An 18,311-nucleotide genomic window follows, 5' to 3' on the forward strand; every position below is an offset into this window, starting at 1 on the left:
GCGGTTTCCATTAAATCAGCCCACGCTGAACCAGTTCCTGATGCACCGAAAGCGGATCTTCGGCCAGGATCAAATCAGCGGTTTCGCCAGTTCTTACGGACAACTCGGTCTGGTGGATGCATACCGTTGGTCCGACCAGCAGTTTGGGAGCACTGACGCCATTCAGCAGTTTTGGCAGCTGCGCCAGATTCATCGCCTTGCTGGAATACAGCAGCACGCCGCGTGCTTGCAGATGATCGACTGCCAGCGCCAGTTCTCCGGCCGTTAGTGGCCAGTCGAACACTTGCACCGGGCAATCGGCGCTGCTGATCAGCCACGCGCACAACCACAAGTGCGGTTCCAGTGGCAGGTCGGAGTGATTGATCAACAGCAGGGGCGCGGTGTGTAACTGTCGATTGTTATGGTAGATGCGCGCGCCGAATTTGCTGCGCAACCACGAATAAAAGAACACCCGTTCCATCTGCGCACCGAACTGGCCTTGCCAGCGCTGCTCGAGTTCGGCCAGCAGTGGCAGCAGCAATTGCTCGCACAGGGTGCGCGGCGGATACAAGGCCATGGCCTGATTGATGCTGTCGTCGAGGCTGCGTTCGTTGAGGCGGGTGACGGCGTCGAGCAACACCTGGCGCTGGCGCTGCCAGTCGTTTTCCACCGTCTCGGTAAAGGCTTGCGGAGTGTCGAGAAGCGGCTTGACCTGACTGACCGCCACGCCGCGGTTGAGCCAGGTCAGGATGGTCAGGATCCGTTGCACATGTTCGCTGGAATACAGGCGATGACCCTTGGGCGTGCGTTGCGGCACGACCAACCCGTAACGGCGCTCCCAGGCGCGCAGGGTGATGGCGTTGACCCCGGTCTGCCGCGCTACTTCGCGAATCGGCAGCCAGCCCTCGTCGAGGGCTTTCTTGAAGTCGGCGCCGAGGTCTTCCTGGGCGCTGGTGTCGAGTTTATCGTTCATCAAATGGCGTTTCGCAGGCTGAGGTTTTCCGGATGCGGCTGCAGGTAAACCTGCTGCGCAATGTAGGGATCCGGGTGTTGGCGAAAGTGGTGCTTGAGCAAGGTCAACGGCACCACCAGCGGCACGATGCCGTGGCGGTACTGGCCGATCACCTGCTGCATTTCCTGTTTGTCTTCAGGGCTGATTGCCTGTTTCAGGTAGCCGCTGATGTGCTGCAGGACATTGCTGTGGGTGCGGCGGGTGGCGCATTTCTTCAAGGCGCTCATCAACTCGCTGAAATAGTGCGGGCCGAGTTCGACCGGATCGGTCTTGCCCATGTTGCCCAGCAGTTTGCCCAGGGCTTTGTATTGCTCCGGGTTGTGCGCCATCAGCAGGTATTTGTAGCGTGAGTGGAATTCGGTCAGTGCGCGGCGGCTCAAGCCTTGTTCGAGCACCTGCTGCCAGGCGCTGTAGGCGAGCACACGGGTGATGAAGTTTTCCCGCAGCACGGGATCGTTCAGGCGCCCGGCTTCTTCCACCGGCAGGTCAGGGTGCTGCGCGCAGAACGCCTGGGCATAGATGCCACGGCCACCACCGTTCACCGGCGCGCCGTTGGCGTGATAGACCTTGACCCGCTCCAGGCCGCACGAAGGCGACTGTTGCATGAAGATGTAGCCGCAGATGTCATCAAGTTCTCTGGCCATTTTCTGCCCGTAGGCGGCCAGCGGTTCAGTGACATTGATTTGCGAATTGACCGTACCGATGGCTTCAGGAGCATCGGGATCGCCAACCAGGCGGATCGGTTCACGGGGGATGCCCAGGCCGATGGCAACTTCCGGGCATACCGGCACGAATTCGAAATGCTCGGCAAGGGTGCGGCTGCACAGCCGCGATTCTTTGTGCCCACCGTTGAAGCGCACTTCAGCGCCCATCAGGCAGGCGCTGATGGCGATTTTGGGCCGGGAAGCAGAAAGGTCGGACATGCACACCTCGAATCTATTCCTGTACAGACAGTTATATCTGTACAACTTTTCCTCAGCATAGATTCATGCGTGTACAAGTCAAATCATTTGTATAAGTTTTTGCGGATTCCCCAATCCCCGTAGGAGTGAGCCTGCTCGCGATAGCGGTATGTCAGCAGCCTTGATGTTGCCTGATACGACGCAATCGCGAGCAGGCTCACTCCTGCAGGATGTTTATTTCCAGCCTGGTAGCCAGTGATCGTTGTTCTTCAGTGTCTGCCAATCGAGGCGTTCGGCGCGCTTGGTCAACACCGCCTGCAACTCAATCTCCAGCACCGTGCCTTCCTCATCACGGAACAGTTCGGTGACCAGAAAATGTTTTTCGCGGTTTTGCGGGTGGGCTGCTGTCCACTTCGACAGCAGCAGCTTTTGCGGATTGATGCGGTTCATTGCAGGTGTTCGTGCAAGCGCCGTGCAGCTTCCTGACCGCTGAGCCAGGCGCCTTCGACGCGCCCCGACAGGCACCAGTCGCCGCAGGCGTACAAGCCCAGGTCGGCGTCGGCCAGCGTGCCCCATTCGTGGCCGGTCGCAGGGCGTGCGTAGAGCCAGCGGTGGGCGAGGCTGAAGGTCGGAGCGGGCATCGCACTGTGCAGCAGTTCGGCGAATGCACCGTGCAGTTGCTCGATGACGGCTTCCTTGGACAGGTCGATGTGTTGCCGGCTCCAGGCGCTGCTGGCGTGCAGGACCCAGGTATCGCACGTCGTATCGCGCCCCGGCTTACTGCGGTTGCGCGCCAGCCAGTCGATGGGGCTGTCCTGCACGAAGCAACCTTCGATCGGCGTATCCAGTGGCGTATCGAAGGCGAGGGCGACGGCCCAGGTCGGGTCCATTTTTACCCCGGCGGCCGCACCGGCCAGTTTCGGTGCCGCGGCCAGCAACGCGGTGGCTTGCGGCGCTGGCGTCGCAATCACCACGTGACTGAACGGGCCGTGGGTGAAGCCTTCGGCGTCCTGCAGGTGCCAGTGTTGTTCACCGCGAAACACCTCGGTGATGCGGCAGGCAAAGTGCACTTCCAGACCGTTGAGCAAGCCTCGAGTGATGGCGCTCATGCGCGGCGTGCCGACCCAGCGGGTCTGCTCGTCCGGCGACAGGTTCAGTTGCCCGCCCTGAAAGGTGTAGAGCTGCGGCGTCCACTCGGCGACCCAACCCAGACTTTGCCAGCGTTGCACCTCGGTGACGAAACGCCGGTCACGGGCGGTGAAGTATTGCGCGCCCATGTCCAGAGAACCGGCGTCGCTGCGTTTGCTCGACATGCGTCCGCCACTGCCGCGGCTTTTGTCGAAGAGCTGGACGGTGTGTCCGGCCTCTGTCAGCGCCTGGGCGGCGGAGAGTCCGGCGATGCCGGTGCCGATGATTGCGATAGGTACAGTCATAGGGGCCTCGTTTACCTTTCTGTACAGACTACGCCGTGAATGAAACCTGTACAATTTTGTTTTTTGGTATAACTTCTAGCGTTCTCGTTCTGACAGTTTGGCCTATGGTTAAACAATAGAGCCTGCCCGATAGAAAAGATCCCTGCTTATAAAAATAGACTAGTGATCCGGGTAAAACGCCACGCGAGGGAGATGTCATGCACATATTGCTGACCGGCGGTACTGGTTTGATAGGCCGTCAGCTCTGCCGACACTGGTCGGGGCAGGGCCATCAATTGACGGTGTGGAGTCGACGCCCGGAAAAGGTCGCGAAAATCTGTGGCGCGCAGGTGCGTGCGATTGCGCGTCTCGAAGACTTCGGCAACGAGCCGCTGGACGCGGTCGTCAACCTGGCCGGTGCGCCGATCGCTGATCGGCCATGGACCCATCGGCGCAAGGCGTTGCTGTGGAGCAGCCGCATCACCCTCACCGAAACCCTGCTGGCCTGGCTGGAAACACGCGAGCAGAAACCGGCATTGTTGATCTCCGGTTCTGCTGTCGGCTGGTACGGCGACGGCGGTGAACGCGAGCTGACCGAGGATTCGCCGCCAGTGATCGACGATTTTGCCAGTCAGTTGTGCATTGCCTGGGAAGAAACCGCCCAGCGTGCCGAAGGCCAGAGCATTCGCGTGGTGCTGGTGCGTACCGGGCTGGTGCTATCGGCCGAGGGCGGCTTTTTGTCGCGGCTGTTGCTGCCGTTCAAACTCGGGCTGGGCGGGCCGCTGGGCAATGGTCGGCAGTGGATGCCGTGGGTTCACATCGATGATCAAATCGCCCTGATTGATTTTCTTCTGCACCGCGATCAGGCAAGCGGTCCTTATAATGCCTGCGCACCGAAACCGGTGCGCAATCGCGAGTTTGCCAAGACGCTGGGCAGCGTACTGCGCCGCCCGGCGTTCATGCCGATGCCAGCCCTGGCGCTGAAGGTCGGGCTTGGCGAAATGTCATTGCTGTTGCTGGGCGGCCAACGTGCCATGCCGGCACGCTTGCTGGAAGCGGGTTTCACTTTCCAGTTCACGGATTTGCGCGCGGCCCTGGATGATCTCTCCGGCCGCCTTTGAAATAGGACGATGCATGACCGATCACGCCTTGCTTCTGGTCAACCTGGGTTCCCCGGCCTCCACCTCCGTGGCCGATGTACGCAGCTACCTCAATCAATTTCTGATGGACCCGTATGTGATCGACTTGCCTTGGCCGGTGCGGCGGCTGCTGGTGTCGCTGATCCTGATCAAGCGCCCTGAGCAATCGGCCCATGCCTACGCTTCGATCTGGTGGGAGGAGGGCTCGCCGCTGGTGGTGCTCAGCCGCCGTCTGCAGCAGCAGATGACCACCCAGTGGACCCATGGCCCGGTGGAACTGGCCATGCGATACGGCGAGCCGTCGATTGAAACCAAATTGCTGCAACTGGTGGCTGCGGGGCACAAGCGCATCACGCTGGCACCGCTGTATCCACAGTTCGCCGACAGCACCACGACCACGGTGATCGAACAAGCCAGGCGGGTGATTCGCGAGAACAGACTCGATGTAAAACTCTCGGTGCTGCAACCGTTTTACGATCAGCCTGAGTACATCGACGCGCTGGTCGCCAGCGCCACCCCGCATCTGCAGCAGGACTACGATCACTTGCTGCTGAGCTTCCATGGCTTGCCGGAGCGGCACCTGACCAAGCTCGATCCGACCGGCAGTCACTGCTTGAAAAACGCGGATTGCTGCAAGAATGCCTCGCCGGCAGTCCTTGCCACCTGTTACCGCGCCCAGTGCATGCGCACCGCCGCCGAGTTCGCCAGGCGCGCGGGCATTGCCGATGGCAAATGGTCGGTGTCGTTTCAGTCGCGTCTGGGGCGGGCCAAATGGATCGAACCCTACACTGAAGCGCGGCTGGATGAACTGGCACAAAGCGGGGTGAAGAAGATTCTGGTGATGTGCCCGGCGTTTGTCGCCGATTGCATCGAAACACTGGAAGAAATCGGTGATCGCGGCAAGGAACAGTTCCGCGAAGCGGGGGGCGAGGAGTTGGTGCTGGTGCCGTGCCTGAATGACGACCCGCAATGGGCGAAGGCGTTGGCAACCCTCTGCGAAAGAGCGCCTTTGGCCCTCTGAAAGCATCGCGAGCAGGCTCACTCCCACAGGTACTATGTTGCCCTTGTGGGAGCGAGCCTGCTCGCGAAAGCTATCTGTCAGACAATAAAGATCTAAAGCCTTAGATCAGCGGCTCATCCGCCTTCTTGTTCTTCCAGCCATCATTGCCCGGCAGAATCAGGTTCAGCGCAATCGCCACCACTGCGCACAGCGCAATGCCTTTGAGGCCGAAGTCGTCCGGGCCAGTACCGGTGCCGACCAGCACGCCGCCGATACCGAACACCAGGGTCACCGAAACGATCACCAGGTTGCGCGCCTCGCCCAAGTCGATCTTGTGGCGGATAAGGGTGTTCATCCCCACGGCCGCGATCGAGCCGAACAACAGACACAGAATCCCGCCCATCACCGGCACCGGAATGCTTTGCAGCAGTGCGCCGAACTTGCCGATGAAGGCCAGGGTGATGGCGAAGATCGCCGCCCAGGTCATGATTTTCGGGTTGTAGTTCTTGGTCAGCATCACCGCGCCGGTCACTTCGGCGTAGGTGGTGTTCGGCGGGCCGCCAAACAGACCGGCCGCCGTGGTGGCGATGCCGTCACCGAGCAGGGTGCGATGCAGACCCGGCTTCTTCAGATAGTCACGACCGGTCACGCTACCCACCGCGATCACGCCGCCGATGTGCTCGATGGCCGGAGCCAGCGCCACCGGAACGATGAACAGGATCGCCTGCCAGTTGAACTCGGGTGCGGTGAAGTGCGGCAGGGCGAACCATGGCGCCGCCGCAATCTTCGCGGTATCGACCACGCCGAAATAGAACGACATGGCAAAACCGACCAGCACCCCGGAAATGATCGGCACCAGACGGAAGATGCCTTTACCGAACACTGCCACGATCAACGTGGTCAGCAGTGCCGGCATCGAGATCATCATTGCGGTCTGGTAGTGGATCAGCTCGGAACCGTCACCCGCCTTGCCCATCGCCATGTTTGCGGCAATCGGCGCCATGGCCAGGCCGATGGAGATGATCACCGGACCAATCACCACTGGCGGCAGCAGCCGGTCGATGAAACCGGTGCCCTTGATCTTCACGGCGAGGCCGAGGAAGGTGTAGACAAAACCGGCCGCCATCACGCCGCCCATGGTCGCGGCGAGGCCGAACTGGCCCTTGGCGAGGATGATCGGGGTGATGAACGCAAAGCTCGACGCGAGGAACACCGGCACCTGACGCCCGGTGACGATCTGGAACAGAATCGTCCCCAGACCCGCGGTAAACAGTGCCACGTTCGGGTCAAGACCCGTGATCAGCGGCATCAGCACCAGAGCGCCGAAAGCCACGAACAGCATCTGGGCGCCGGACAGCACCGTGCGCCAGAGCGGATCGTTGAACTCTTGCTGCATGCTCACGCGTCCTTCTGCTTGGTACCGAAGATCTTGTCACCGGCATCGCCAAGCCCTGGGATGATGTAACCGTGTTCGTTCAGACGCTCATCGATGGAAGCGGTGTAGATGGTCACGTCCGGGTGAGCCTGTTCCACAGCGGCAATGCCTTCCGGCGCGGCAACCAGCACCATCGCGCGGATGTCCTTGCAACCGGCTTTCTTCAGCAGATCGATGGTCGCGACCATGGAGCTGCCGGTGGCGAGCATCGGGTCGATGATCATCGCCAGCCGTTCGTCGATTTCCGGAACCAGTTTTTCCAGATAGGTGTGCGCTTGCAGGGTTTCTTCGTTGCGGGCGACGCCCACAGCGGAAACCTTGGCACCCGGGATCAGGCTCAGCACGCCTTCGAGCATGCCGATGCCGGCGCGCAGGATCGGCACGACGGTGATCTTCTTGCCGGCGATTTTCTCCACCGACACAGTGCCGCACCAACCTGCGATATCGTAGGATTCGAGCGGCAAATCTTTTGTAGCTTCATAGGTCAACAGGGCGCCGACTTCCTGAGCAAGCTCACGGAAATTCTTGGTGCTGATATCGGCGCGGCGCATCAGGCCGAGTTTATGGCGGATCAGCGGGTGGCGGATCTCGAGGATGGGCATGGAAAAACTCCGGCGGCGGGCAAAAAAACCGGCCTAGATTAATCTATCCGAGGGTGATGTCCTATAGGACATTGAGTACGTTAGTCCATTAAGGCTTGATTCGACCTCACGGGATGCGTACCTTTGCCCGCTTTTCCGAAAACATCCCCCTGGAGAGCGCCATGTCCGCTGATCTCGAGCATATCCGTCAAATCATGCGAGAGGCTGACTGCCTGTACACCGAATCTGAAGTCGAGGCCGCCATCGCCCGCGTCGGTGCACAAATCAACGAACAGCTGGCTGACAGCAACCCGGTGGTGTTCTGCGTGATGAACGGTGGCCTGATCTTCTCCGGCAAGCTGCTGACTCACCTGCAATTCCCGCTGGAAGCGTCCTACCTGCACGCGACCCGTTATCGCAACGAAACCAGCGGCGGCGACCTGTTCTGGAAAGCCAAGCCGGAAGTCTCGTTCATCGACCGCGACGTGCTGATCATCGACGACATCCTCGACGAAGGTCACACCCTGGGCGCGATCATCGACTTCTGCAAACACGCTGGCGCGCGCAAAGTGCACACCGCCGTGCTGATCGACAAGGATCACGACCGCAAGGCGCGTCCTGATCTGAAGGCAGACTTCGTCGGCCTGCCGTGCATTGACCGTTACATCTTCGGTTACGGCATGGACTACAAAGGCTACTGGCGCAACGCCAACGGGATCTTTGCCGTTAAAGGCATGTAAGAACCCTGCACTATCCCTTGTGGGAGCGAGCCTGCTCGCGATAGCGGTCTGTCAGCAATGTTGATGTTGACTGATACGACGCTATCGCGAGCAGGCTCGCTCCCACAGTTGTTTTGTGTGTGCTGATCCATCCGCGTTCCCCATGCTAGAGTGCTCGGCCCCGCCCCCGGAGCCTTCCATGAGCCTCTTGATCCGCAGCCTTGCCGCCCTGTTGCTGACCCTCAGCCTGCCCCTGGCCGCCGCCCCGGCGCCGATGCACAGTCAATTTCTGCCGCCGGATGACCTGACCCTGCGCGATGCCGAACCCGAGCAGCAACAACTGTTGCAAGTCATCGATTATTCGGTGGTGGTCGGCGCGCAACGTCAATCCAATCAGCAGCCGATTCCGGTCACATCGCCGCTGATGATCCGTCTCAAGGGCAAGTCGCTGAACAAGGGCGCAACCATCACCCAGGTGCTGGTCAATTTCGATGGCGAAAGCAAAAGCCTGAAAAAACCGGTTTATGACGACAAGAGCAAAAGTCTGACCCTGTATTACCCGCTGGCCCAGTACCGGGTGGTGATCGATTTGCTGCGCAACGACACCGTGTATGTACAGTTCCTCAGTTATGCCAACGGCCACATCTGGGCCGATCTGCACACCGGGGCCGTTCGTTCGCGTTGAGCCTGGTGGCAGGGCAGGGGTAAACTGCCCGCCCCGTGTAATGTCTGCGAGCTGGAGTCGGCAATGCGTAAAGATAAGAAACAGGTGATTGGTGACGAGATCGGCGATGAGCAGATCAAGCTGTTCCTCGATTTTGAGCCGGTCGACGCCACTTCGCCGTCGCTGCACAAATTGATCAAGGCCTACCGTGGCCTGCGCATCGATGACTTCGAACGCTTCCTCGGCTTCTTCGTCGAGGCGGGCTATGACGTTGATGGCAAGGACGAGCAGGGCAAGACCTTCGTTGAGCTGATCGCCGATCAGCGCAACGCCCCGGACTACATCGAGCTGATCGATAAAGCTCGCGCTTAAGATCAAAAGATCGCAGCCTTCGGCAGCTCCTACAGAGTGAACACAGAACCTTTGTAGGAGCTGCCGCAGGCTGCGATCTTTTGCTTTTCATGGACATAAAAAAACGCCCCGCACTCACTGAGTACGGGGCGTTTTTTTATGCCGCAAGATCAAGCGAAGCTTGGGGTCTCGCTGCTTTCTTCAACCAGTTCCAGGGCGATGTTGTTCTGCGTGTTGATCTTGCGATACAGCGCAGCATCGGTTTCCAGAACCTTCTCGCGGGCCGGGAAGATCTCCGCCAGTTTGGCCGCCCACTCACCCTTGGCCTTGGCCGGGAAGCATTTCTCGATCAGCTCGAGCATGATCGAAACGGTCACCGAAGCACCTGGTGAAGCACCGAGCAGGGCGGCGAGGGAACCGTCCTTCGCTGCGACCAGTTCGGTACCGAACTGCAGGATGCCGCCTTTTTTCGGGTCTTTCTTGATGATCTGTACCCGTTGGCCAGCCACTTCCAGGCGCCAGTCTTCGGCTTTCGCCTCCGGGTAGAAGCGGCGCAGGGAGTCCAGACGCTGCTCCATCGATTGCATCACTTCGCTGACCAGATACTTGGTCAGGTCCATGTTGTTCTTCGCCACCGCCAGCATCGGGCCGATGTTGCCGGCGCGAACCGACAGCGGCAGGTCCATGAAGGAGCCGTGCTTGAGGAACTTGGTGGTGAAACCGGCGTACGGCCCGAACAGCAGGGATTTCTTGCCGTCGACCACGCGGGTGTCCAAGTGCGGCACCGACATCGGTGGCGAACCGACTGCAGCCTGGCTGTAGACCTTGGCCTGGTGGTGCTTGACCACTTCCGGGTTATCGCAACGCAGCCACTGGCCGCTGATCGGGAAGCCGCCGAAGCCTTTGCTTTCTTCGATGCCCGAGGCCTGCAGCAGCGGCAGGGCCGCACCGCCGGCGCCGAGGAAAACGAATTTGGCGTCGACCTCACGGTTGCTGCCGCTGTTGACGTCCTTGATGCTGACGGTCCAGCCGGCGCCGTTACGCTTGAGGCCAGTGACGCGCTTGCAGTATTTGACCTGGGTGTCCGGTGCGCTGGTCAGGTGCTTGAGCAACTGATTGGTCAGGGCGCCGAAGTTGACGTCGGTGCCATTCATCACGCGGGTAGCGGCCAGGACTTCGTCCGGCGAGCGCCCCGGCATCATCAGCGGCATCCACTCGGCCATCTTGGCCTTGTCTTCGGTGTATTCCATGTCGGAGAAGGCGTGGTGCCTGTGCAGCACGTTGAAGCGTTCCTTGAGGAACGACACGCCTTTGTCACCCTGAACGAAGCTCAGGTGCGGCACCGGGCTGATGAAGGATTTGCACGAGCCGAAGGTGCCTTTTTTGGTCAGGTACGACCAGAACTGCTTGGACACTTCGAACTGGGTATTGATGTGCACGGCTTTCTTGATGTCGACGCTGCCGTCGGCTGCCTGCGGCGTGTAGTTCAGCTCGCACAGGCCGGCGTGGCCGGTACCGGCGTTGTTCCACGGGTTGGAACTCTCCGCAGCACCGGAATCCATCAACTCGACGACTTCCAGCTTGATCGCCGGGTCGAGCTCTTTGAGCAGTACTGCCAGGGTGGCACTCATGATGCCGGCCCCAACCAGAACTACGTCGACTGCTTCGTTATGCGCCATTTAACGCGTCTCCAAAATCTGCAGCACCAAATTGTCGGCATGGCTGCCAGGGAGTGACGGGGCAGGTCAGTTACGCCCCGGATACCCATGGTCAGGTTCGTCATGTCCGAATCTTCGCAATTTTTCGCAACTTCGACGGATGCATGCGGCCTGGCTTCAAGAGCTCCATGAACTCATTTCAGCACGCGGCTGGCAATTCGACTTATGGTCGAGACATCCGTTTTTGTGCAACCAAATCCGTAGCGGACAGGCTTCAGGCTCCGATATTCGAGGTATACCCGGTCCTGTGTCGTTGGGCTGTTTCAGACGCTAATGGTGCATGTTCAGACGCAAAACTTTTCATTTGCTCGCCACACTCTTGTGAAGTTGTGAAAACCCGTTTTTTTCACGCTCTTTTGAAGACGTGAACCTCAAAAAAGGGCTGTCCAGGCCTGGCACCCTGCCCGCAAGGGCAAAACAACGCGGTGGCCGAGCGTCGTGACAGCTCTGCAGATTCGCGAAAAGCGGGGTTTTTGCCGGAAGAACAGGCAAGCGCGCCAACTTCACTCGATCTGTGTGGGCGGCTCTCTGTGGGCGATTTGAGTGTCGATGCATGCGCATTGACGGTGTTGCGGGGCCCGATCAGGAGACGTCCTTATAATCGGGGGGAGATTGTATCGAAGAAATGCGGGCAGTTGCTCGTGTTTAATGACTTTTATTAGGCATCCGGTCAGATGCTCAACATCGCTTGCACGCGTGCGCGGGGCTGCGACGCTATGACGCGGGCGCTGGCGGGCAGTGGCTGGTGCAACCAGTTGAGACGGATTTCTTCGATTTCCACCCAGCCATCGCCCATCGGTTGCAGGCTGCACTGCTTGAATGCCTGGCAATGACCGTTGCGGTCGAGCAGGGCAAAGCTGCGGTGCAGCGGACGTGGGGCGAACAACGAGATCAGATAGCGCATGGCGAGTACCTTGTTGGGGACTGGTTTGAAGCTTGCCTGGCGGCCGTGACGCCAAGGTGTATGGGCGGTGAATAATCTGTGACAGGAACCGCATTCCCACGGCCGGGTCAGACATTTGAGTATTCACTGTCGGGTGCTGGTGACCCGCAGTGGCCCACCGCTATACTGCCGGCCTGTTTGTGCCTGATTCTGGAGAAAAGAGCATGTTGCAACGCCTGTTGTTCGGTTTGATCACTGTGACCAGTTTGACCCTGGTTGGCTGCGCCCACAGCCCGCAACAACTGAGCCCGGAACCGAAGCTGACCACGCAGTTGGCCCCGGTCGGCCATGGCCAGCAAGTGGTGGTGCGCGTGGTTGACGGTCGTCCGTCGCCAACCCTTGGCACCCGCGGCGGCCTGTACCCGGAAACCAGCGCGATCACCGTGCAGCGCGAGCAGATCCTGCCCAAGTTGCAGGCTCAGGCTGAAGCCGCCGTGCGTCTGCTCGGCTTCACCCCGACCAGCAACGGGATGAACGCACCGCAACTGACCGTGACCCTGACTGAGCTGAAGTACCAGTCGCCGAAAGAAGGCATGTACGTGACCGAAGCCACCATCGGCGCGACTTTCCGCTCCGACGTGCAGAGCGGCAACCGTCGCTACAGCGGCCGCTACGGCGCTTCGCTGGACCAGCGTTTCGGCATGGCGCCGAATCAGGAGACCAACACCAAGCTGGTCAGCGACGTGTTGAGCGATGCCTTGACCCGTCTGTTCAAGGACCCGACCGTGGGTCAGATCCTCGCCGAGTAAGCTGTTCGGCAGATGTGAAAAAGCCCGGCGCCAGTGATGGTTCCGGGCTTTTTCATGCCCACTGCGGCCCCGCTGATCCCTTGTAGGAGCTGCCGCAGGCTGCGATCTTTTGGTCTTGTTTTTGAAAATCAAAGTCAAAAGATCGCAGCCTGCGGCAGCTCCTACAAGGGGGCGGTGTGGTTCAGGCGGCTTGCGAATAGAAGTCGAGGACACTCACACCGGTCAGCAGATCAGTCTCCGGCAGATCCGCATGCTGATGCCCGCCGAGGGCGCAATACACCAGCCAGTGGCGATCCTGGACATTGAAGGCAAGGCTGCCGACGAGGCTTTGTTGTTCGTCGGTCGGGGTGATGAGGTACAGGCGATCCTGGTTTTCGGCGTGAAGCATGTCGCGTTCCATGTGTGTTTCGAGGCGCGCATGGTGGCCGATGTAAATGACGATGCCGTGACACAGGACAGCCATCGGTCGATTGTCAGGTTATTTGTCGCAAAGGGTAGGGCAGTGGCGGAGTGTTTCGGTAGAATTCGCGCCGCGGTCGTCGATCTGGGCGCCTGCCACACCGATTCAGTTCCGAGGTCTGTGATGTCGCTGCACTTGATGACGCTGTTTACCGCCCATCCCGCCAAATTGATCAACCTGCTGGCGCTGGCACTGGCCTTCCCGGGCAGTTGGTTGCTGCACGCGACCCGCCGTCGTGAACAACGTGCCATGGCCAGCATCGCCGCGCAACGCCAGGCCCAGCCCAACGCCGAACCGATTCTGGATTGGGCGACGTTGCGCATGAACCGCTTTTTCTACCGTTTTGGCTTTGCCTGCCTTGGCCTGGCCCTGATCGTTTCCTGGATCAGCACCCGCTACTGAAAGCAAAAGATCGCAGCCTGCGGCAGCTCCTACAGGGTGTACATCATTCCCCTGTAGGAGCTGCCGCAGGCTGCGATCTTTTGCTCTGGCTGTTGCTTTACAACGGCAACCCAGCCTTGACCCGGTACTGATTGCGCACCGGCGTCGCATATTGCAGCACCAGATACGGACGATGCTCTTCAGGGCAGGCGTCCAGGCGGCGCTGCCATTCTTCCTGCGCCTTGGCCAGTTCGTCGGCGGGGAACACCTCGGCAGCCTTCGGCACGTTCAGTTGCGGATCGGCATCGGCCCATTGCGCGTACGCCAGGTAATGCACCGGGAACAGGCGATAACCGCCGAGAATCTGCTTGTCCATCTCGACCGCCAATTGCTTGGTGTCTTCGAACAGCTCGGTGATCGGCGCGGCAAAGTTCACGTGCACCCGGCCCTTGTAGCCGGTGATGCCCTTGGCGATGCTCACGTCATCCTCGCCCGGCGCCTTGGCGTAGGTGCCGGTGGTGGCGCGGATATACAGCTCGCGAGCCTTGGCCTGGTCGCACGGGTCGTATTCGTAGCTGATCGACACCGGGGTCAGGTTCAGCGACTGGATGACCTCGCCGAACGGCTCGTCCTTGCGGCTCATGTGGAACATCTTGAGGATCGCCGACTCGGTACGGTCGTCGCCATCCTTCGCCCGGCCTTCGGCCTGCGCGATCCAGATCGAGGCGCAATCGTTGCGGATCGAGTGGTTGATATACGCCGAGAGCAATTGATACGCCGCCATCTTCTCGCGACGCCCGGTGATCGAGCGATGCACGATAAAGCTCTTGTTCAGGCGCATCAGGTCGCTGACGAAGGGCTTTTGCAGCAGGTTGTCGCCGATCGCGATGCGCGGGGTCGGCAGGCCGGCGTGGTACACCGCATAGTTGACGAAGGCCGGGTCCATCACGATGTCGCGGTGGTTGGCAATGAACAGGTAGGCGCTGCCGGACTTGAATTGCTCGACACCGGTGTAGGTCACGCCATCAGTGGCGCGCTCGATGGTGTGGTCGACGTAGAACTCGACTTTGTCCTGCAAAGTGGCCACCGAGGTCACGTCGGCAAACTCACGACGCAGCCGATGGGCTATAAGTGGTTTGAGCATCCAGCCGAAGGCACCGGCAAAACGCGGGAAGCGGAAGTGGGTGAGGATATCTAGAAACGCCTTGTCGCCGAGCAGTCTTGCCAGTACCGCAGGTACTTCGCTGTCGTCGTAAGGTCGGATGGCATCGAATTCGCCCATCATGCTCTCTTGTTGGAAACGGCTAGGGTAAGAAAAGGTTTTGATCGAAAACCAACGGGGCACGGTCTGAAAAGGTAGCCAGACAAAAATAGCCCTGCAAATAGACCGGCGATTATACGCACAAGTCACCTGGGAGACCGCGATGCTGGAAAGCGCTGAATACGAATGTCCTTATTGTGGGGAAACGGTCGAGACTACGCTGGACCTGTCCGGTGGCGATCAGACCTACATCGAGGACTGTCAGGTGTGTTGTCGACCGATCAGGTTTGTATTGCAGGTTCACGAAGATGAGTGGCACCTGGAAGTGTTCAGCGAAAACGAGTGAGGGGCGCCCATGCAGCGAATCTACGAGCCGGAAAACCTGATGGAAGGCGAGATGCTCAAGGGCATGCTCGCCAGTGAAGGCATCGAGGCGCATCTGGTGGGTCGGGATCTGCTCGGTGGCACGGGGGAGCTGCCGATTTTTGGCCTGCTGGGCCTGTCGGTCGATAATGATCAGGCCGAATACGCCCGTGAACTGATCACCGCGTACAATGCCGCGCTGCCGCTGCCCGGCGATGAACCGGAGAGCTTTCCCGGGACGCTGGTCTGTTAGGCTGGCGTTCGTTTTACTTCTGAGTCGTGTTGCCCCATGTGTGGACGTTATGCCCTGTTTCGCTGGAACCGCGACTTCGCGGCCCTGCCCGGATTTCCCGCCGATCAGCAGGCGCAGTGGAACATTTCTCCCAATGATTCGGTGTTGATGCTGCGTGCCGAGGCCGACGGCCAACGCACGCTGGCCCGCGCCCGTTGGGGCCTGACGCCGCCGTGGCTGACCGATCTGTCGAAAACACCGGCGCATGCCCGGGCGGAAACGGTGGCCGAGCAACCGATGTTCCGCGAGGCGCTGCGCCTGCGCCGCTGTCTGCTGCCGGCCAACGGTTTCTACGAATGGCGCGGCAATCTGCGCAAGCGTCCTTACTGGCTGACGCCGGGGGAGGGTTCATCGCTGTTTTTCGCGGCGATCTGGGAGGCGTATCCGGTGCAGGAGCAGGTGTGGCTGAGCACCGCGGTCATTACGCAGCCGGCGGCCAGTCAACGCCGACCGCTGATTCTCGATGAGGCGGGGCAGGCGGCCTGGCTCGACCCTGCGACGCCGTTGCATGTGCTGCAGGGTTTGCTCGCCAGTGAGCCGGCGGCATTGCGCGAGCGGGTGCTGGCGAACCTGGTGAATGATCCGAAGCTCAATGGGCCGGAGTGCCTGACCCCGGGTTAAGTCAAAAGCGAAAAGATCGCAGCCTGCGGCAGCTCCTACAGGATCGGTGTAGGAGCTGTCGCAGGCTGCGATCTTTTGATCTTGCTCTTAAACCTTGAACTGATTGATCAGCCGCCGCTGCTGCTCCGCCAGTTTGGTCAGGCCGGCACTGGCCGAACTCGACTCATCCGCACCGCCCGCCACTTCATTGGCCACTTGACCGATATTGATCACGTTGCGGTTGATGTCATCCGCCACTGCGCTTTGCTCTTCAGCGGCACTGGCGATCTGCGTGTTCATGTCATTGATCACCGACACCGCCTGCGTAATCGTCTCCAGCGCCTCCGCCGCTTTCGCCGCGTGCTGCACACTTTCGTCAGTGCGGTTCTGGCTGTCCTCCATGACCCGCACCACATCGCGGGTGCCCTGTTGCAGTTGCTGAATCATGCTCTGGATTTCTTCGGTGGCCTTCTGGGTTTTCTGTGCCAGATTGCGCACCTCGTCCGCCACCACCGCAAAGCCGCGACCCTGCTCGCCGGCCCGCGCCGCTTCGATCGCTGCGTTCAGCGCCAGCAGGTTGGTCTGCTCGGCGATCCCGCGAATCGCGGTGAGGATCGCGTTGATGTTTTCGCTGTCCTTGGCCAGCGTCTGCACCACCTCCACCGCTTTGCCGATTTCCACCGCCAGCACGCCAATCGAGTTCGAGGTATCACGGACGATCTGCATGCCCTGGCCTGCGGCCAGATCCGCATGGCTGGCGGCTTGCGCGGCCTGGGTGGCGTTGCGCGCCACGTCTTGCGCAGTCGCGGTCATTTCCTGCACCGCGGTGGCGACCTGATCGATCTCGGCCATCTGTTTCTGAATGCCGATGTTGGTGCGAATCGCGATGTCGGCAGTGTGTTCGGATGAATCGCTGACGCTCTGCACCGACGTCACCACCTGCGTGATCATCGCCTGCAACTTGGCGAGGAAGGTGTTGAAACCCTTGGCAATCGAGCCCAGTTCATCGCTGCGATCACTGCTCAGGCGACGGGTCAGGTCGCCTTCACCTTTGGCGATGTCATCGAGCATGGCGACCATCTGCTTCAGGGGGCGGGCGATGCCGTGACCCACCAGCCAGATCACCAGCAGACCGATGGCAGCAATGATCAGGCCGACCATGGCCATGCCGAAGGTGTCGGACTTGCGTTGTGCATCGAGGTCGGCCTGGAGTTTTTGCAGATCCGCCATCACCGCGTTCAACGGCAGTTGCAGCATCAGGGTCCAGCGCGCGTCGGTCTGGCCGATGCCGAACGGCAGGTACAGCTCGATGCGGCCCTTGTCCTTGTTGACGGAGTAGGTGACTTCGCCGCGTTTGAGATTGGCCATGTTGGCGATCTGCTCGGCATCGAGGATGTCGCTGACCTTTTCACCGAATTTGCTGGTGTCCTTGGTGTAGGCCACGATTCGGCCGTTGCCGCCGATCAGGGCCATTTGCCCGGCGCCGCCGTACAGCTTCTGGTTGGCACCGAGGAGCATTTCCTGGATGAAGTTCACCGACAGGTCGGCGCCGACGATGCCCTGGAATGCGCCGTTGAGCATGATCGGTTCAATAAAGGAGGCGAGCATGACGATCTTGTCGCCGACCTTGTACGGCGCCGGATCGATCACGCAGGGTTTTTTCGTTTCCTTGGAGCAGAGGTAATACTCACTGGCGCGCACCCCGGTGGACAGGGTTTTCTGATCGTCGACATCGGCCAGTTTGTCCACGCCCAGGCTGCCGTCGGTATTGCGGAACCACCACGGCAGGAAGCGTCCGTTGGCGGGATCGATACCGATCACGGCGCTGCCGACGTAGGCTGCGTCATTGTGGTCCAGTGCGTTTTTTTCCCAGCCGATGTAGGTGCCGAGAATCTTCGGGTTCTTCTCGACGTTCTCCTTGATCAAGCTGATCAGTTGCTCGCGACTGACGCTCAATCGCGGCTGGCCGTCGGCGCCTGGTGTGCCGAGCAGGGCGTTGACCCGCACCAGTCCGCCGGCAATCAGCAGTGGCGCTTCGAGTTCGCGCTGGATCTGGCTGGCCTGGGTCTGCGCCAGTGAGGTCAGGCGTTGTTCGATGACTTGTTCGAACTGCGCCTGGGTGCGCTGTTGCACCATGTCTTGAGTGCGGGCGCCGGAGAACAGCGCGTACAGCACCAGCGCGGCAACCACGCTGAGTACGATGGCGCCGGCCAGGGCGGCGACGGAAAACTGGATCGACTTGAACTTCATGGGAGCTCCGCACGCAAGAGGACGTCTGCGCTGTTGTATCGGCAGCAGGCATTGCGCCATGAGCGTTGAGCGGAACAAAGGGTGGAGGATGTCGCAAATG

At 60.3% G+C, this 18,311-nt stretch carries 21 protein-coding genes and 1 pseudogene; 10 read left to right on the forward strand and 12 right to left on the reverse strand.

All coding sequences use genetic code 11. The features are described from left to right. Positions 1-10: 10 nt before the first annotated feature. The 4 genes from BW33_RS11920 to BW33_RS11935 all read right to left on the reverse strand — a co-directional run bounded on the left by BW33_RS11920 (position 11) and on the right by BW33_RS11935 (position 3,326). Positions 11-952, reverse strand: coding sequence for a MerR family transcriptional regulator (locus tag BW33_RS11920; RefSeq protein ID WP_047599189.1), 942 nt, complete (start codon positions 950-952; stop codon positions 11-13). Beyond that, positions 952-1,914: a YbgA family protein gene (locus tag BW33_RS11925; protein WP_047599190.1), complete on the reverse strand. Its 963-nt coding sequence runs from the start codon at positions 1,912-1,914 to the stop codon at positions 952-954. Before BW33_RS11925 ends, BW33_RS11920 begins: the two co-directional genes overlap by 1 nt. 213 nt (positions 1,915-2,127) lie before the next feature. Further along, complete coding sequence (locus BW33_RS11930; RefSeq protein ID WP_047599191.1) at positions 2,128-2,343, reverse strand: TIGR02450 family Trp-rich protein; 216 nt, start codon at positions 2,341-2,343, stop codon at positions 2,128-2,130. Beyond that, positions 2,340-3,326 (reverse strand): NAD(P)/FAD-dependent oxidoreductase, encoded by a 987-nt coding sequence (locus BW33_RS11935; protein ID WP_047599193.1) that lies wholly within the window; start codon positions 3,324-3,326, stop codon positions 2,340-2,342. Before BW33_RS11935 ends, BW33_RS11930 begins: the two co-directional genes overlap by 4 nt. 197 nt (positions 3,327-3,523) lie before the next feature. Here BW33_RS11935 and BW33_RS11940 point away from each other — a divergent pair, with 197 nt between their 5' ends. Together BW33_RS11940 and hemH are read left to right on the forward strand one after the other, a co-directional pair. Then, on the forward strand, positions 3,524-4,426 hold the full coding sequence (locus BW33_RS11940) for a TIGR01777 family oxidoreductase (protein ID WP_047599194.1): 903 nt from the start codon (positions 3,524-3,526) through the stop codon (positions 4,424-4,426). Between the two features lie 13 nt (positions 4,427-4,439). Further along, positions 4,440-5,465: a ferrochelatase gene (gene hemH, locus BW33_RS11945; protein WP_047599195.1), complete on the forward strand. Its 1,026-nt coding sequence runs from the start codon at positions 4,440-4,442 to the stop codon at positions 5,463-5,465. Between the two features lie 100 nt (positions 5,466-5,565). Here the strand turns inward: hemH and BW33_RS11950 are convergent, their stop codons facing one another. Then, positions 5,566-6,840, reverse strand: a complete 1,275-nt coding sequence (locus tag BW33_RS11950) for a uracil-xanthine permease family protein (RefSeq protein WP_003228120.1) — start codon at positions 6,838-6,840, stop codon at positions 5,566-5,568. A 2-nt stretch (positions 6,841-6,842) separates the two neighbouring features. Beyond that, complete coding sequence (gene upp, locus BW33_RS11955) at positions 6,843-7,481, reverse strand: uracil phosphoribosyltransferase (RefSeq protein WP_003228118.1); 639 nt, start codon at positions 7,479-7,481, stop codon at positions 6,843-6,845. A gap of 161 nt (positions 7,482-7,642) precedes the next feature. Between upp and BW33_RS11960 the strand changes: the two genes are divergently transcribed. From BW33_RS11960 to BW33_RS11970, 3 genes are all read left to right on the forward strand, one after another. Continuing rightward, a complete protein-coding gene (locus tag BW33_RS11960; RefSeq protein WP_016987197.1) occupies positions 7,643-8,200 on the forward strand; it encodes a hypoxanthine-guanine phosphoribosyltransferase in 558 nt (185 codons plus the stop codon). Positions 8,201-8,378: 178 nt separating this feature from the next. Continuing rightward, complete coding sequence (locus BW33_RS11965; RefSeq protein WP_047599196.1) at positions 8,379-8,864, forward strand: hypothetical protein; 486 nt, start codon at positions 8,379-8,381, stop codon at positions 8,862-8,864. Between the two features lie 63 nt (positions 8,865-8,927). After that, complete coding sequence (locus BW33_RS11970; protein WP_047599197.1) at positions 8,928-9,215, forward strand: PA4642 family protein; 288 nt, start codon at positions 8,928-8,930, stop codon at positions 9,213-9,215. 149 nt (positions 9,216-9,364) lie between these two features. Here the strand turns inward: BW33_RS11970 and mqo are convergent, their stop codons facing one another. Together mqo and BW33_RS11980 are read right to left on the reverse strand one after the other, a co-directional pair. Continuing rightward, on the reverse strand, positions 9,365-10,873 hold the full coding sequence (gene mqo, locus BW33_RS11975; protein ID WP_047599198.1) for a malate dehydrogenase (quinone): 1,509 nt from the start codon (positions 10,871-10,873) through the stop codon (positions 9,365-9,367). Positions 10,874-11,582: 709 nt separating this feature from the next. Further along, positions 11,583-11,816: a hypothetical protein gene (locus BW33_RS11980; RefSeq protein WP_007912834.1), complete on the reverse strand. Its 234-nt coding sequence runs from the start codon at positions 11,814-11,816 to the stop codon at positions 11,583-11,585. Between the two features lie 203 nt (positions 11,817-12,019). Between BW33_RS11980 and BW33_RS11985 the strand changes: the two genes are divergently transcribed. Then, the gene (locus tag BW33_RS11985) at positions 12,020-12,604 is read left to right on the forward strand and encodes a YajG family lipoprotein (protein WP_003228101.1); all 585 of its coding nucleotides are present in this window, start codon (positions 12,020-12,022) and stop codon (positions 12,602-12,604) included. A gap of 181 nt (positions 12,605-12,785) precedes the next feature. Here the strand turns inward: BW33_RS11985 and BW33_RS11990 are convergent, their stop codons facing one another. Continuing rightward, positions 12,786-12,992 (reverse strand): hypothetical protein, encoded by a 207-nt coding sequence (locus BW33_RS11990; protein WP_027612213.1) that lies wholly within the window; start codon positions 12,990-12,992, stop codon positions 12,786-12,788. 195 nt (positions 12,993-13,187) lie between these two features. On the opposite strand from BW33_RS11990, the gene BW33_RS11995 reads away from it, so the two are divergent. Continuing rightward, on the forward strand, positions 13,188-13,466 hold the full coding sequence (locus BW33_RS11995; RefSeq protein WP_047599199.1) for a hypothetical protein: 279 nt from the start codon (positions 13,188-13,190) through the stop codon (positions 13,464-13,466). A 97-nt stretch (positions 13,467-13,563) separates the two neighbouring features. Here the strand turns inward: BW33_RS11995 and BW33_RS12000 are convergent, their stop codons facing one another. After that, positions 13,564-14,727 carry a 1-acyl-sn-glycerol-3-phosphate acyltransferase gene (locus BW33_RS12000; protein ID WP_171061843.1) on the reverse strand — a complete coding sequence of 388 codons (1,164 nt, stop codon included), beginning with the start codon at positions 14,725-14,727 and terminating at the stop codon, positions 13,564-13,566. 142 nt (positions 14,728-14,869) lie between these two features. Between BW33_RS12000 and BW33_RS12005 the strand changes: the two genes are divergently transcribed. The 3 genes from BW33_RS12005 to BW33_RS12015 are packed head-to-tail and all read left to right on the forward strand — an operon-like array spanning position 14,870 to position 15,982. Next, complete coding sequence (locus BW33_RS12005; RefSeq protein ID WP_047599202.1) at positions 14,870-15,052, forward strand: CPXCG motif-containing cysteine-rich protein; 183 nt, start codon at positions 14,870-14,872, stop codon at positions 15,050-15,052. Between the two features lie 9 nt (positions 15,053-15,061). Next, positions 15,062-15,322, forward strand: coding sequence for a putative signal transducing protein (locus BW33_RS12010; RefSeq protein WP_025109321.1), 261 nt, complete (start codon positions 15,062-15,064; stop codon positions 15,320-15,322). Positions 15,323-15,358: 36 nt separating this feature from the next. Next, positions 15,359-15,982, forward strand: a complete 624-nt coding sequence (locus BW33_RS12015) for an SOS response-associated peptidase (protein WP_047599203.1) — start codon at positions 15,359-15,361, stop codon at positions 15,980-15,982. Positions 15,983-16,069: 87 nt separating this feature from the next. Here BW33_RS12015 and BW33_RS30435 read toward each other — a convergent pair whose 3' ends face one another. Both BW33_RS30435 and BW33_RS30440 read right to left on the reverse strand, forming a co-directional pair. Further along, positions 16,070-16,912, reverse strand: coding sequence for a methyl-accepting chemotaxis protein (locus BW33_RS30435; protein WP_442965401.1), 843 nt, complete (start codon positions 16,910-16,912; stop codon positions 16,070-16,072). A gap of 12 nt (positions 16,913-16,924) precedes the next feature. Next, a pseudogene (locus BW33_RS30440) lies at positions 16,925-18,271 on the reverse strand (HAMP domain-containing protein); the annotation flags it as partial. Between the last annotated feature and the right edge of the window lie 40 nt (positions 18,272-18,311).

Source organism: Pseudomonas sp. RIT288, assembly GCF_000631985.1.
Lineage (GTDB): Bacteria > Pseudomonadota > Gammaproteobacteria > Pseudomonadales > Pseudomonadaceae > Aquipseudomonas.